13 protein-coding genes are annotated in these 15545 nt (G+C 40.2%); 9 read left to right on the top strand and 4 right to left on the bottom strand.

The window, feature by feature from the left end; translation table 11 throughout:
• Window positions 1-91: 91 nt before the first annotated feature.
• Window positions 92-808 (bottom strand): biotin--[acetyl-CoA-carboxylase] ligase, encoded by a 717-nt coding sequence (locus ACEQZT_RS09820; RefSeq protein WP_372530157.1) that lies wholly within the window; start codon window positions 806-808, stop codon window positions 92-94.
• 86 nt (window positions 809-894) lie between these two features.
• On the opposite strand from ACEQZT_RS09820, the gene rsfS reads away from it, so the two are divergent.
• From rsfS to ACEQZT_RS09795, 5 genes are read left to right on the top strand one after another with little or no spacing between them, the layout of a single operon-like run.
• Window positions 895-1272 (top strand): ribosome silencing factor, encoded by a 378-nt coding sequence (gene rsfS / locus ACEQZT_RS09815; RefSeq protein WP_370089258.1) that lies wholly within the window; start codon window positions 895-897, stop codon window positions 1270-1272.
• A gap of 51 nt (window positions 1273-1323) precedes the next feature.
• Window positions 1324-3372 (top strand): ATP-dependent zinc metalloprotease FtsH, encoded by a 2049-nt coding sequence (gene ftsH / locus ACEQZT_RS09810; RefSeq protein WP_370089257.1) that lies wholly within the window; start codon window positions 1324-1326, stop codon window positions 3370-3372.
• A gap of 12 nt (window positions 3373-3384) precedes the next feature.
• Entirely contained in the window at window positions 3385-4164 is a 780-nt protein-coding gene (locus ACEQZT_RS09805) for a UDP-2,3-diacylglucosamine diphosphatase (protein ID WP_372530150.1), read from the top strand.
• Window positions 4127-4936, top strand: a complete 810-nt coding sequence (locus tag ACEQZT_RS09800; RefSeq protein ID WP_370089255.1) for a hypothetical protein — start codon at window positions 4127-4129, stop codon at window positions 4934-4936. The genes ACEQZT_RS09805 and ACEQZT_RS09800 overlap by 38 nt, the downstream gene beginning before the upstream one ends.
• Window positions 4937-4941: 5 nt before the next feature.
• Window positions 4942-5961: a bestrophin family protein gene (locus tag ACEQZT_RS09795; RefSeq protein ID WP_370089254.1), complete on the top strand. Its 1020-nt coding sequence runs from the start codon at window positions 4942-4944 to the stop codon at window positions 5959-5961.
• Here ACEQZT_RS09795 and ACEQZT_RS09790 read toward each other — a convergent pair whose 3' ends face one another.
• The 3 genes from ACEQZT_RS09790 to ACEQZT_RS09780 all read right to left on the bottom strand — a co-directional run bounded on the left by ACEQZT_RS09790 (window position 5962) and on the right by ACEQZT_RS09780 (window position 9409).
• A complete protein-coding gene (locus ACEQZT_RS09790) occupies window positions 5962-7299 on the bottom strand; it encodes a TolC family protein (RefSeq protein ID WP_370089253.1) in 1338 nt (445 codons plus the stop codon). It abuts the gene before it with no gap.
• Between the two features lie 96 nt (window positions 7300-7395).
• Window positions 7396-8106 (bottom strand): ABC transporter ATP-binding protein, encoded by a 711-nt coding sequence (locus ACEQZT_RS09785; protein ID WP_370089252.1) that lies wholly within the window; start codon window positions 8104-8106, stop codon window positions 7396-7398.
• Window positions 8107-8161: 55 nt separating this feature from the next.
• The gene (locus ACEQZT_RS09780; protein WP_370089251.1) at window positions 8162-9409 is read right to left on the bottom strand and encodes an efflux RND transporter periplasmic adaptor subunit; all 1248 of its coding nucleotides are present in this window, start codon (window positions 9407-9409) and stop codon (window positions 8162-8164) included.
• Window positions 9410-9789: 380 nt separating this feature from the next.
• On the opposite strand from ACEQZT_RS09780, the gene ACEQZT_RS09775 reads away from it, so the two are divergent.
• Genes ACEQZT_RS09775 through ACEQZT_RS09760 form a run of 4 tightly spaced genes read left to right on the top strand, consistent with a single transcriptional unit; the run spans window position 9790 to window position 15411 of the window.
• The gene (locus ACEQZT_RS09775) at window positions 9790-10467 is read left to right on the top strand and encodes a TetR/AcrR family transcriptional regulator (protein WP_370089250.1); all 678 of its coding nucleotides are present in this window, start codon (window positions 9790-9792) and stop codon (window positions 10465-10467) included.
• Entirely contained in the window at window positions 10464-12626 is a 2163-nt protein-coding gene (locus ACEQZT_RS09770) for a peptidase domain-containing ABC transporter (protein ID WP_370089249.1), read from the top strand. Before ACEQZT_RS09775 ends, ACEQZT_RS09770 begins: the two co-directional genes overlap by 4 nt.
• Complete coding sequence (locus ACEQZT_RS09765) at window positions 12626-13960, top strand: HlyD family secretion protein (RefSeq protein WP_370089248.1); 1335 nt, start codon at window positions 12626-12628, stop codon at window positions 13958-13960. The genes ACEQZT_RS09770 and ACEQZT_RS09765 overlap by 1 nt, the downstream gene beginning before the upstream one ends.
• A complete protein-coding gene (locus tag ACEQZT_RS09760) occupies window positions 13957-15411 on the top strand; it encodes a TolC family protein (RefSeq protein ID WP_370089247.1) in 1455 nt (484 codons plus the stop codon). Before ACEQZT_RS09765 ends, ACEQZT_RS09760 begins: the two co-directional genes overlap by 4 nt.
• Window positions 15412-15545 lie beyond the last annotated feature (134 nt).

Below are 15545 nucleotides of genomic sequence, written 5' to 3'. Positions count from 1 at the left end.
TTTCTTGAATTGTTGTTTCGATTTTGGGCTGCAAAGATATAACCTTATAAAATCATTAAAGTTTTCAATGTGAAAATCAATTTCTCATGGACTATCCAATAAACTCCACCTCTTTGATCCCAAAGGATTGGAGTCGACCTTTTGAATTGATGTTTAGCCTTCCATGGCTGTCTATGCCTACAATCTCACCATCAAACTCGCCATCACTAGACCTAAACCTCCTCAACTCACCACGCCACATTAAGAGGTTTAGATATTGATCCTGGATTTTACTTCGATCTCCATTTTTCAACTTTAAGTACCATCCTTCCAGATGAAGAAGCAGCTCCTCCATGACCTCTTGAACTTGATATTTCTCTCCTGCAGCTAAATAAACCGAAGTGGCAGTCTGTATGTCAAAACCACTTTGATTAACATTTAAACCAATCCCGACAACCGAATACTCCAACATGCTTCCCCTCAAGTTATTCTCAATTAAAACTCCGGCGATTTTTCGATCTTCGACATAGACATCATTAGGCCATTTGAGCGAGATACTTTTATGAATAAACCCCTTCAATGTGTCTACGATGGCAAGCCCTGCTATCAGGTTTAAGTAGTACTGGTCTTGGGGTGATAGAAATTTTGGTCGAAGCAAAACAGACATAAGAACGTTTTTTCCTGGTTCTGCTACCCAAATATTACCACGCTGACCTTTTCCTTTTTTTTGATAATCAGTATAGATAACAGTGCCCTCCGGCTCATTCGATTTTCGAGCCATCATGACCAGTTCATCGTTCGTCGAATGACATTGTGGCAGGAAAACCACTTTTTTACCTAAGAATAGAGGTTTGGCAAAGATTTTATGCAATAGAATTAATGTAAATTTGAGGCAAAATTAATTGTAAACTATTAGTGAATCAGAAGGTAAGTAAAGACGTCAGCTCAGAAATATTAAGTGAGTGGGTGGTAGAAGGGATGTTAGACAAAAAAGCGATGGACGTTGTGGTGATGGACTTGAGAGAAGTAAAACATGCAATTGCTGATTACTTTGTTCTCTGTAGCGGGAACTCTGACACTCAAATTGATGCTATATCAGACTCAATAGAAGCTCAAATACATAAAAATTCGAAGCAAAATCCATGGAAGCGTGAGGGGCAGCAAAACAGAGAATGGATTCTGCTGGACTATGTAGATGTAGTTGCTCATGTTTTTAATAAAGAGAAACGAACATTTTACGGACTTGAGGAACTTTGGGGTGACGCAAAAATCACTCGAATAGATTCGAACTAATAACCAACCGCCTCGTTTAGCTAAACAAAAATTCACAGAAGCAAAGAAAGAATGCCGGATAAGAAGAGAAAAGACGCACCCAAACCACGACCTGGATTTCAGGGGTGGCTTATTGGAGGACTACTAGCGCTAGTTATAGGATTGACCGTATTTTCCAATGACAGCAGTGCAGTGACCACTACATTCAGATCATTTGAGAAGATGGTCCGATCCAATGATGTGCAAAAAGTAGTGCTTATAAAAAATCAGGATTTCATTGAAATTACACTTAAGCCAGAAGCACTTAGCAATACCAAGTATAAGATTGAGCTTGAACAAAACAGAAGTCTGCTAAGCTCTGGAGCAGGACCACACTATAAAGTGGAAATTGTTAGCATTGAGAAGTTTGTGAGAGACTATGAGGAGCTGATGGCTGATTTGCCAGAAGATCAGCGCTTCGACTACAAAATTGAAGAGCGAGGAGACTATACCAATATCTTCTTCAATTGGGGTTTCCTTATCCTTTTAATCTTCGGATTTTGGTTTTTGATGCGTCGAATGACTGGAGGTGGTGGCCCTGGTGGGCAGATTTTTAATATTGGAAAATCAAGAGCTTCTCTGTTCGATGCAGAAAACAAAGTGAAAATTACTTTCTCGGATGCGGCAGGTCTTGAAGAAGCCAAAGAAGAGATTAGAGAGATCGTTGAGTTCCTGAAGAATCCAAGCAAGTTCACGAAGCTGGGAGGTAAAATTCCCAAAGGTGCATTGCTGGTAGGCCCTCCGGGGACAGGTAAAACCTTATTAGCAAAAGCAGTAGCTGGTGAAGCAGGGGTGCCATTCTTTACGCTATCAGGATCAGATTTCGTGGAAATGTTTGTGGGTGTGGGTGCTGCCCGAGTGAGAGATTTATTTAAGCAGGCCAAAGAAAAAGCTCCATGTATCGTTTTCATAGATGAAATTGATGCGATTGGTCGTTCAAGAGGAAGAGGTCAGATGCCCGGATCCAATGACGAGCGAGAGAATACACTAAACTCCTTGCTTGTAGAAATGGATGGATTCTCAACGGATGTAGGAGTAATTATTCTCGCTGCAACGAACCGTCCCGATGTACTTGACTCAGCCCTCCTTCGCCCAGGTCGTTTTGATCGTCAGATTAGCATTGACAAGCCGGACATTGTAGGTAGAGAAGCAATATTCAAAGTTCACATTAAGCCTATCCAAATTTCAAAAGATGTTGATAGTAAAAAACTAGCTGCTCAAACACCTGGTTTTGCTGGAGCTGAAATAGCAAACGTTTGTAATGAAGCTGCTCTTATTGCAGCAAGAAAAGACAAGGAAAAAGTTGATATGACCGACTTTCAGGATGCGATTGATCGCGTGATTGGAGGTTTGGAGAAAAAGAACAAAATAATATCTCCAGAGGAGAAAAAGATTGTTGCGTACCACGAAGCTGGTCATGCTGTAGCTGGGTGGTTTCTGGAGCATGCAGACCCATTGGTAAAAGTGAGTATTGTACCAAGAGGGGTGGCTGCACTTGGGTATGCACAGTACCTTCCTAAAGAGCAGTTCCTTTATCAAACCGAGCAATTGATGGACGAAATGTGCATGGCCCTAGGAGGACGTGCTGCTGAGGATATTATCTTCGGAAAGATCTCAACTGGAGCACTAAGTGATTTGGAAAGAATTACAAAGCTTGCCTACAGTATCGTTACTGTGTATGGTATGAATGACAAGATTGGAAACGTGTCTTTCTACGACTCGAAACAGTCGGACTACAACTTTACCAAGCCATACTCTGACGCTACTGCTGAGCTGATCGATAAGGAAGTGAAAGCATTGGTCGATCAGGCATATGAGCGAACAAAAAACTTACTTCTTTCTAAGAAAAAAGAGCTTGAGATTCTTGCAAAAGAATTGCTGAAGAGAGAAATCATCTTCCAGTCTGACCTTGAAGGTTTGATCGGAAAGCGGCCTTTCAAAACCCAGACAACTTATGATGCCTTCACCAACGGAACTACCGATGAAGAAGAGGAGAAAAAGTCTGAAGATATTGACAAGGTGAAAAATGATGTAAAAGAAGCTGTGGAAAAAGAGGAATCAACCACAGCAGAAAAAAGCTAATAGCATATGAAGGTGAGTCCTGAGATAGGCTCTTTTCGGGAGCTGCCTTCAAATAAAAAAGTCTATTTCGCTAGCGACTTCCACCTGGGAGCACCCAATGAGGAAGAAAGCCTGGCTCGAGAACACAAAATCATTAAATGGCTGCAGCATATATCAAATGATGCTGCAGCTATTTTTTTAGTTGGTGACGTATTTGACTTTTGGTTTGAATACAAGTCAACTGTACCAAAAGGATTTATCCGATTTCAAGGAAAACTTGCTGAGTTGAGAGATCGAGGGATTCCGATTATACTATTTACCGGAAATCACGACATGTGGTTGTTCGACTATTTCCCTTCCCATCTTGACATTCCGGTCATTAAAAAACCTATTGAATTTAAGATTGGAGATACAGCATTCTTGGTAGGACATGGTGATGGTTTAGGGCCCGGAGATCATCTATTCAAAATTACTAAAGGCGTATTTTCTAATCGCTTGATGCAGTGGTTCTTTCAATGGATTCATCCGAATATTGGAGTATGGGTAGCTAAGTATTGGAGCAAGAAAAGTCGCGACTTTAGTGATCAGAGAAATCAACCTTTTGATGAGAAAAAAGAAAGATTACTATCCTACTGCAAATCGATTGAAAGCTCCGAACATCATGACCTCTATATTTTTGGTCACAGACACCTCCCACTTGAGCTTAGCGTTTCAGATAATTCCACTTACTTTAATTTAGGCGAATGGATGAATCATTGCACCTATCTGGAATTTGATGGAAAAGAGACCACACTTAAAACTTTTGAAGGCTAGCCTTCTTTTTTTTCTAGCATTAAATACCAGTGCTCAAGAATGGGATTTAACTGCGTCAAAAAACATAAACCAGCAACCTGTTTCTCAAGCGGTCGATTTTCAGGGCAATATCTATTTGGGATTCGCAGACGGTAGGCTTTCAAAGTATGGACCTGATGGGGAGTTCCTTCAAAACTTCTCACTTTCTAATAATTCGGCAATCTCGCTAATAGATGCACAAAACAATCTGAAACCTTTCCTTTTCTACTTTGACAATCAGACAATCACCATCCTTGATCGGTTTTCAACTATCCCCAAAATTTATCATCTGGCTAATTTCGGTGTAGAGTTTGGAATGATGGCTTGTCCGGCACCTGATGGAGATATCTGGGTGATTGAAAACAATCCCCAGCGACTGAATAAAGTGAATCTGCTTCGAAAAAGTACTGTCATTGAGGCTCAGATTTCACTGGGAAATACTATTCGAATGATGCAGGCTTATCAGAATTTCCTTTTTGTTGCAGATGAAAAAGGGATTCACTTTTTTGACCAATTCGGGGGATTTGTGAGATCAATTGAAATTGAAGACCTACTCAACTTCCATATCAAAGATGGAAATCTGGTTGTATTTACCCGAAAGGAAATGCTTTCTTTCAGCCTATCAAAAAGTACCGTTCAGAATAAAATCAATCTGCCAGAGCTACCCTTTCAAGCAGCCTTTAAGATGGAAGAGGGATATCTATTTGTTGAAAATAAAAGGCTATCTTTCTTCAAAGCAGTACTTAAAAACTAATTGCTATGCACGCTGGTAAAAATTTTGGACTCCTCGAGGCTATCATCTGGACAAGACGAGATATTTATAAGTTTATTATTGTTTCATCTATTCCTACCATACTTTACGCATTGCTGGGATGGACATGGCTTAGTATCCCATGGCTGCCACTTGCTCTTATCGGCACTGCTGTAGCTTTTATTGTGGGATTTAAAAACAATGCTACCTACGATCGGATGTGGGAAGCAAGAAAAATATGGGGCTCCATTATTAATAACAGCCGCACATGGGGGATCATGGTGAAGGATTTCATCACTAATAAACATGCCACTAAAAAGCTTAGTGAGCAGGAGTTAAAATCGATCCATCAGCGAATCATTTATCGCCATCTCGGATGGCTTACGGCTTTGCGATATCAGCTTAGACAAGCAAAAACGTGGGAGTCGATGAGCTCAAGCTACAATAAAGAGTACAAGAAATATTTTAAGGTGCCCGAAGAAGAAGTCCCTCTGGAGGATGAATTGAAAAAGTATTTAAACAAAGATGATCTTGAGTATATACTAAGCAAGAAAAACAGAGCTACTCAAACGATCAACAAACAATCTTCTGATTTGAAAAACCTATTAGAAGGTGGATACATTGAGGACTTCCGGCATATGGAGTTGCAGAATATGCTAAAAGCTTTCTATGACGACCAGGGTAAAAGTGAGCGGATTAAAAATTTCCCTTACCCGCGACAATTCGCCACGCTAAACCTCTACTTTGTCTGGCTTTTTGTAATTCTCCTCCCCTTTGGTATGCTTTCGGAGTTTGATAAGTTAGGAGATCACTTTGTTTGGCTGACTATTCCTTTTGCGACTCTTGTTTCATGGGTGTTCAAAACCATGGAGCGTATTGGGGAATCCACAGAAAACCCATTTCAGGGTGGGGCCAATGATGTCCCCATCTCTAATATTGCTCAAGTCATAGAAGTAGACCTTCGAGAAATGCTGGATGAGACTGACTTACCGGAAGTCACCGCTCCGATTAATAATATCCTGATGTAATTATTTACCTCTAAATAAATCAAGAATTTGTTGGCGGAAAACAATTGAATACTTAGCATTGACCAATTGAAGTTCAGCTCTATTCTTATTCGTCAAACTCTCCTGGTAAGTATTAAAATCTGTATTTCCTGTCTCGAAACGCTTCTTTATAAATTCAAATATGGCTTGCTGTGCCTCAAGATTCTCTTTTGCTGATTGATAGGTTGTCTGCGCATTCAGCATGTCCAGATAAACTCTTTGAACAAGATTTGTAACTGTATTTTTAGCCAATTCATAATCCAGTTCAGCATTCAGCACCCCCACCTTTGCAACCTGAATATTTCTTCTAGTCTGAAACCGATTGAATATTGGAATGTTTAGTGAAAAATTTATGTATTCGAATTGATTGAATTCCAGCTGATCTTTAAATGCAGCGTCAGGTTCAAAATCACCTGTCTCCGGATTTCTTGCTCCATTGGAGGAATAATTTGATCCAATTCTTCCAAAAGCAGAGATAGTTGGATACTGACTTGCTGAGGTTGCCTTATAAGAATATCGAGCTGCTTCTTTACCAGCGTCTGCCTGTTCAATGGCAGGGTTGATATTAAGTGCATCTGAAAGGACTACATCAAACGGATCCAAATCCGTCAAAAGATCATCTTCCTGTATATCAGCTGGTGTTATCTCGAAGTTATCCGCCGGGTCTAGCTGCATCGCTTGTATTAAAGTCAATTCACTTGAAGAAAGCGTATTTTTAGCATTGATCAAATTTTGCCTTTCATTGGAAAGTTGTGATCGCAAATTGTAAACAGCATCCAAATTTCCTACACCCACAGAAACCCTTTTCTCCTCCCGATCCAACTGCGCTACAAGGAGATTCACTCTATCCTGAGCAATTCTTAAATTCTCTCTGCTTAAAACAGCATTCAAGTAGAAGGTCATAATGTCCGACTTTACTGTTAGTTGAGCATTATCTACTGCCGCCTCAGCTGCTCTTTGCTCACTAATTCGCTGCTTTAAATTGTATTGATTTGAAAATCCATTAAACAGAACCGCAGATGATGATATGTTCGGATTTGAGCTATTTGTAGTGGCTGACACTTGACGCGCTGCATTCTGATCAAAGAAGTTACCAAAAAAGTAATCATAGTTTATCCCTGCACTTAGTGTTGGGAAAAAATTCATGATTGCCTGAAATCTATTAGCTCTAGCACTTATCTCATTGTTTCTAGCCCGCTTTAGATCAATGTTTTTTTCCATTGCAATGGAAATACAATCATCCAATGTCAACTGTCGAGAATCTTGTGCTACGCCAATAACTCCAACTGTAAATAATATTCCGAAAATAAATTTTCGCATGGTCTTAAGGTCTTTGATAGGTTTTCAGGTACAGTCTCCCCATCCACCCCATACGGGGCGGATAGAGTAAACTGATAAGTGTAAATATGAAGAGAGTTACACTAAAGCTTCTTTCGCGTTGATGTTCTCAGATACGATCTGACCATCAAATAAGTGAACCACTCGGTGAGCATATTCTGCATCTACCGGAGAGTGAGTCACCATGATTACTGTAGTCCCAGCTTCATTCAGCTCAGTAAGCAAGTTCATCACTTCTTGTCCGTTTGCAGAGTCCAGGTTACCTGTTGGCTCATCCGCAAGAATCAATTTTGGCTTAGCCACAACTGCCCTGGAGATAGCCACACGCTGCTGCTGACCGCCTGATAGCTGCTGAGGGAAATGATTTCTTCTGTGCATAATTTTCATATGCTCCATCACTTCCTCTACTCTTTTCTTACGCTCTGCCGCAGAATACTTCAAATAAATCAATGGAAGTTCAATGTTTTCAAAAACAGTAAGTTCATCGATCAGGTTGAAGCTCTGGAATACGAAACCAATGTTCGCTTTTCTCAAATCCGCTCGCTGACGCTCCTTGTAGTTAGAAATTTCCAGGTTGGTAAAATGAAATTCACCTTCCGATGGGTTGTCCAATAGTCCTATTATGTTGAGTAGTGTTGACTTACCACAACCGGACGGCCCCATGATAGCGACAAACTCGCCTTCTTTTATTGTGAGGTTGACACCTGCAAGAGCCGTGGTTTCGATCTCATCCGTGTAGTAAAATTTCTTTAAGTCTTTTGTTTGAATAAGTGCTTTAGCGTTTTCCATGATTTATTGAGTTTAGTCTTTGGGTCTATTTAAATACTTTGTTTTTTCTAATTGGTTACTTTATCACCAGAATATCCTTGTCTTCATAACCTCTGTATGAAGAGACAACAACTTTTTCTCCAGGTTGCAATCCTTCCACAACTTCGTAGTATCGCTGATTCTGTCTGCCCAGTCTAATGTTCCTGCGAACTGCCTCGGTCTCATCCTCATTCACTACGAATATCCAGTTTCCTCCTGTAGTTTGATAAAAGCTACCTCGCGGAATTTGCACTGCAGTGATATTTTCACTCAACTGCAATCTGATCTGAAGTGTCTGCCCTCTCCTTATTCCATTCGGAATGGTATCGAAAGCCATGTCCACTTCAAAAAGGCCATTGTTCACTTCAGGATACACTTTTGTAATCGCTAGACCGAAATCATTTCCGGCAAAAGTGAACGTGCCATTCAAGCCCGCATATATTCTAGATATATAATGTTCGTCAATAGTTGCACGAACCTTAAATCCATTTAAGTCATCGATCTGTCCAATGTTCTGTCCGGGAGCAATTGACTCTCCTACTTCCACATCTACAGTGGACAATCTTCCCTCAATTGGTGCTTTGATATAAAGGTTATCCAGATTTCTTTTGATCATCTCCAGATTCTCCCTCGTTCTTTGCAATGTTGCCTCCGTCTGCTTAATCTGAAGTTTAGCATTTAATGAATCGAACTTATTCGTTTCAATTTGAATCTTACGATTGTCCCTAAGTCGATCGTACTCCCTTTTTAGGTTTAAAAATTCCTGCTCCGATATGATGCTATCGTCATACAACTTTTTTCCACGCTCATAGGCATCCTTTGCTGCGTCAATTTGATAATCAAGCTGAAGTAAACTTCTTCTTAATTCAAACTGATTTCGCTGAAGCCCCAACTTTGTGTTTTCAAGGTTATTCACAAGAATAAATGCTTGCGTTTCCTCCCTCACAAAGCTTTGAAGTAGATCATTATTAGCTAGTTCCAAAATGGTATCGCCCTTTTGAACAAGGATACCTCCATCATAATGCTTTCGAGATACAACTCCTCCTTCTATCGCATCCAATCGAATGGTCTTGATTGGAAGTACGTTTCCATCTACCGGAATAAATTCCTGAAAATCCCCCTCATGCACCGTAGCAATATTGATTTTATTTCTTTCTACGTTTAGTCTGGTTCCGCCACCAGAGAGGAAAAAGTTATAACCTATGAAAATGACTAGTAAAGCTGCTCCAGCGTATATGGCTATTTTCTTTACGGTCCACTTTTTCTTTTTAATCTTTCTGTCCATTGACAATTTGGTCGTTTAGGTTTCGCCACGCATTATGCCAAGAAAAATGCCATTAATTGTAATCAGCTAAATTTCAGCCACTTACATGTAATTTGTAAAAAAGCGTATGGTTTAGCGTGTACAGTTTGATACAGAAAACTGTTCGCTTTCGATCACAATTTGAAAGGAAGTTGAAATGTTGAAGGGAAGTCTTTGCCGAAAAGGCATAAAAAAAGGTTCAGGAGGACTAACACCTGAACCCAAAGGTCAAAAACTCAAAATAAAAAGGACTAATGACTTCAATGTTAATAAAAGTTCAACTTAAAAAAAAATGAAAACCGATAAGAAAATAAATCGTTGTAATAGTATTACTATTGCAGATAGTAGTAATATACTATCCGATGATTGCAAAACTTCAAATTCAACTTAATTCTGCACTCTATCTGAGGGATCCTCAATCGAGTGATCTTGGACAAAAAATCATACAAGAAAGCATTTTTCTGATAGATGAGATGGGTTTTGAGTCTTTTACATTCAAGAAGCTGTCTTCTAAAATAAGCTCAACAGAAGCATCAATCTACCGGTATTTTGAAAACAAACACCGTCTTCTGGTTTATCTCATTTCATGGTATTGGAGCTATGTTGAGTACCGAATCAACTTTGAAACCAACAACATCAGCGATCCAAAGGAAAAGCTTAAAATAGCAATTAGGCTAATCTCAGGTAAACTTAAAAACGATCCCAACTTTCCTGGAGTGGATGAAGGAGCATTGCAACAGATAGTCATAAATGAATCTGATAAGACCTACCTAACCAAAAATGTGGATGAGATAAATAAGGAAGGGGTCTTTACAGGCTATAAGTCTTTATGCGAAACGATTGCCTCATTTATGAAGGAGATCAACTCGCAGTTTCCATATCCAATCTCTCTATCCAGCACATGTTTGGAAGCTGCTCATCAGCAAATATTTTTTGCTCAACATCTCCCACGATTATCAGATGTAAACAAGGACGGAGATATCTATGAGCAGAATTATCAATATTTATTAACTCTCATTTTCAACTCTTTGAAACAATGAACAATCAACAAATCATAAGGTGTCTTCAAGAATGCTCCACGAAGCTGGACATCCCCTTGAATATTTCGAAGCTTGAAAGGGTAGATATAATTTCAAGGTTCTATGAAGACAATGAGCTTGCCGAGTTTCAAAGAGATTTAATAGAAGCGGGAAATGAAAGCGGGATCGTGCTGCTCGAAAAACACATGGAGCATGATGTTTTGCTACAGTTCATTTCCGATAGCATCTCTCCAACCATTGTATTCATAGAACAAGAAGGCTTCCTTCCTGCATTTATTAGAATGAAGAAAAAGGAAGTGATATTAGAGTTCATCACTCCTACCGGACAACTAAGAGAAATACGAACTCCTGATTTCAACAAACTAAAATTTTCCACTAACTCGCAAGGGGAAGTTTTCACCCTGACCGCATTTGCTTACCAAAGTTTCAATGCTGAAGGCGAGTCATCATTGCTGACTCCAGTAAAAAGACTTTTCAACCTATTGTCCGCAGACAGAAAAGATATCTTTTATGTGTATGTATATGCTGCACTGATTGGACTAGTCAGCTTAACACTTCCACTTGGCATTCAGGCTGCAGTAGAACTCATATCCGGAGGGGTAGTCTTCAGTTCAGTTTATTTATTGATCACACTCATCATTTTAGGCGTATTGGGGACAGGGGTTTTGCAGGTTCTTCAAATCACCATTGTAGAGTATTTGCAAAGAAGGGTTTTCACTAAAGCTGCCTTTGAATTTGCATTTAGAGTACCACGAATAAAAATGGAATCTGTGCTCAATCTGCACATGCCCGAGCTCATGAATCGATTTTTTGATGTACTCACCCTTCAGAAGGGGTTACCTAAAATATTGATCGATCTCTCTATGGGTGCGATCCAGATCATTTTTGGCCTTCTCTTATTGTCATTTTATCACCCATTCTTTATCATATTCGGTTTGGGGCTATTAGGGCTTCTATTCCTGATTTTTTACCTGACCGGACCCAAAGGATTAAAAAGTTCGATTCAAGAATCAAAATACAAATACAAAGTAGTCTACTGGCTAGAAGAAATGGCACGTACGCTCTATTCTTTCAAGCTGGCAGGCAACACCATTTTGCCTCTCAAAAAGACAGATTATTTTGTAAATAATTACCTCAAGCACAGAAGCTCCCACTTCAAAGTGCTTATTTCTCAGTATTCATTCATCCTCCTCTTCAAAGCTATCGTGACCGGAGGCTTGCTTATTCTGGGTACGATCCTGGTGGTTCAGCGAGAGATCACATTGGGCCAGTTTGTGGCATCTGAGGTAATTATCATTTTGGTCTTGAATTCTGTGGAAAAAATCATCATGTACATGGATGTTGTTTACGACATGCTTACTGCCGTTGACAAGATTTCTCATGTGACAGACCTTCCTCTTGAGGAGCCTGGCGGAATTGATATTCCACATTCGCAAATGGAATCCGGGCTCGCTGTGAAACTGGAAGATGTTTCGTACACGTATCCTGGTTCAAAAAAACCATCCCTTCGCCATCTCAATATAGACATACCTAAAGGGGGAACGCTCTGCATAAGTGGTGGCAGTGGTTCTGGCAAGACAACTTTAACTAACATCATTGCTGGAATTCATCAAAACTATCAAGGCATACTTACTTACAACGACTTATCCCTTCGGGATTTAGATTCAACCTATATCAGAGACAGAATCGGAAAAAATGTATCCCAGGAAGATATTTTTGAAGGTTCTGTGTTGGAAAATATTTTGGTTGGGAAGCCAACATCTGATATAGAACATGCACTGGAAGCAATAAAAGAAGTTGGCCTTTCTAAGGATATCAATGCATTAGAAAATGGCTTGAACACCCAGATATTGAGCGGTGGAAAAGGGTTTTCTACGTCATTTGTAAACAAGCTGGTACTAGCGAGGTGTCTAGCCAAAAGACCAGCCATGCTCATCCTCAACGACTTCTTCAGCAACTTCACCAAAGGTGAGCGACTCAAACTGATTGAGATGCTCACGCGAGAAGGCAAGAAGTGGACTTTGATAGTAGTATCCAATGACCCATTAGTAATGGCCGCTTGTGACAAAGTACTCTACCTGGAAGATGGCGAAGCAAAAGCCCTGGAACCCTTTGATGACTTGATTAAAAGAGAAGAAATTATAAAAGAGATCTACTGATGGACCATTTAGATAAACTCTCCCAAACACATCTCTACTCCCTGCGAACACTAAAAACTCCGGGGATTGGAAGAATGGTGGCCAAAGTGCTCATCGTGATCACTATAATATTCATCCTATTCCTATTTCTACCATGGCAGCAAAACATCAGAGGAAAGGGAAAGCTGACAGCCTTAAGTCCACAAAATAGACCTCAGCTGATTCAATCAGCTATTGCCGGCAGAATTAGCCAGTGGCATATTATAGAAGGTGATTTTGTGAATCGAGGTGATACGCTTCTAAGCATCACGGAGATTAAGGACAAGTATTTTGATCCTAATTTGATTTCGAGGATGGAGGAGCAGCTGGAGGCAAAACGAAATTCTCAAGAGGCCAAAACAGACAAGACGATTGCACTCCGCAATCAGATTGCCGCCCTGAGAAAAGCACTTGTGGCAAAAAACAGTCAGGCAAAAAACAAACTCAATCAAGCGGTACTGAAATTGGAAGCAGATAGCCTGGCCTTTGTGGCAGAGCAGGTGAATTACGAAAACTCTGCAAGCATTTTTGAACGAAACAAAAAAAGGTATGAAGCTGGAAACATTACTTTGACCAAGTTTCAGGAACTTGAATCAAAGTTTCGAATGAGTGCTGCAAAAGTGCTAAAAGCTGAAAACGAATGGCTCCAAAGGAAAGCAGATCTTGCCAACGCTGAATTGGAGCTTACCTCCATTGAAGCTGACTATACTGACAAAATAAGCAAGGCGCAATCAAACCTGAATGAAACCATCGCCAGCCTTAATGAAACCAAAGCCCAAATTTCTAAAATGGAAAATGAGCTGTCAAATGTTCGAATTAGGCGAGAACAATATCAAATCATAGCTCCTCAAAGCGGATATGTGGTAAAAGCTATCAAAGTCGGGATTGGCGAGACAATCAAAGAAGGCGATGCTGTCGTGACAATCTTACCTGAATCAGATGACAAGGCGGTGGAGATGTATGTAAAGGCCATGGATATTCCACTCATCTCAAAGGGTAAAAAAGTTCGTGTGCAATTTGATGGTTGGCCTGCTCTGCAATTCTCCGGTTGGCCCAATGTTTCGGTAGGAACTTTTGGCGGTGTGGTTGCTATCGTGGATCGAGTGCAAAGCAACAATGGAATGTTCAGAATTCTCGTAAAACCTGATCCTGACGATGAAAAATGGCCAGAACAGCTTCGTTTAGGTTCAGGAATCAAAGGTTGGGTAATGCTAAACAATGTACCAATTTGGTATGAAATCTGGCGACAGATGAACGGATTCCCTCCGATGATTTATGAAGACGGTGAAACTCCAAAAGAAGAAATGAAGAAATGAAAAAGTTGACAATTCTTCTTCTGTTATTTTCTCATAATCTTTTAGGCCAGGACTCCCTCTCTGCAGATACAACCTACCTATCGCTGGAGGATGTGATTAAAATGACGCTTTCCTATCATCCGGTGGTGAAGCAAGCCAATCTACTTGACCAAACGGCTGAAGCTGTGATCAGGGAGGCTAAAGGTAACTTGGATCCCAAGATTCAGGCCGACTATAGCTTAAAAGACTTCAAGGAGAAGGAATATTACAATCTTCTCAATACCTCCTTTAAAATCCCAACATGGATCGGGGTAGACCCTAAAATTGAATTCAGTAAAAACAGTGGAGAGTTTTTAAATCCTGAAAACTACATTTCATCTGACACAGATTATGAACAGGTTGCCGTTGGCCTAAACGTACCAATAGGGAAGGGATTGTTTTATGACGAACGAAGAAACGCCATTCGAAAAGCTGAAGCATTTTCGCAAATAGCAGAAGCCGAACAAACTAAAGAGATCAATAAGATTCTTTTCACCATTATAAAAGACTATTGGAATTGGTACATGACTAGCCAAAAGCAAGCCCTAATGCAGCAGGCAATAAGCCTGGCTCAGAATCTATTCAATCGTACGCTCATCGACTATGAATTTGGGGAAGCCTCTGTTGTAGATACCCTTCAGGCTAAAATAAATTTCCAAAAACGCACGGTAGATTATCGGAAGGCTACACTTGAGTACGAATTGGCAAAGCTAAACCTGGCCAAGCACATGTGGTCTGAAGATCTCACACCACTGGAAATTTTGCCTAATGTTCTTCCGGATTCACTCACCCTTTTTGAAAGTCTGCAGCAAGACAACCTCAAAGACGCCATTAAATTTGCAATGACCAATCACCCCGAAATCAATAAGCTAGAGGGCAAACGAAATCAATTGGATGCTGACATGAGATGGGCTCGAGAAAGCATTAAACCTCAGGTAGATCTTTCCTACTCGCTTATTGATGCGCCACTTGATCCGGAATTTAACGCGCGTTCGGTAGAGTTTGGTGAGAATTATAAAATGGGAGTAGATTTTTCATTTCCTATCCTGCTACGAAAAGAGCGAGGCAAACTGCAGCAAACCAAACTAAAACTCCAGAGTAATGAGTATCAATTGGCACAAAGTCAGGTTAATTTAAAAAATGAAGTCCTTGGAGCATTCGCACAAAGTGTAGCTTACCAGGACTTGCTTGTTCAATACTTTGGAGTATCCGAAAACTACCGCAGGCTGCTCGAAGCTGAAATTATCAACCTTCAAAATGGGGAGACAGATCTCTTCAAGCTTAACATCCAGCAGGACAAATACATCGAAGCACAGACTGACTACTTTGATGCTTTCATCAAGCTCGAGAAAAGCAAAGCTGAATTTCATCACACGGTAGGGACTCCACTTTTAGGATTGTCTGATATGTTCAGTATCGCAACAAATCAATAGATAACTGTTCAATTTCGAACATTAAATTGATTACATTTAGCCTAAAAAATGCCAAAAGAGCGGTTTCAATCTCTTGGCACAGTTGTGGCCCTTTAGTTGACAATTAAAACCCTAAACCAAGTGGAAGAAGAAAT

Source organism: Ekhidna sp. (genome assembly GCF_964218185.1).
In the GTDB taxonomy this organism is placed as follows: domain Bacteria; phylum Bacteroidota; class Bacteroidia; order Cytophagales; family Cyclobacteriaceae; genus Ekhidna.
Note: the sequence above shows the minus strand (reverse complement) of the source record. Positions and strands in the feature narration are given on the sequence as shown.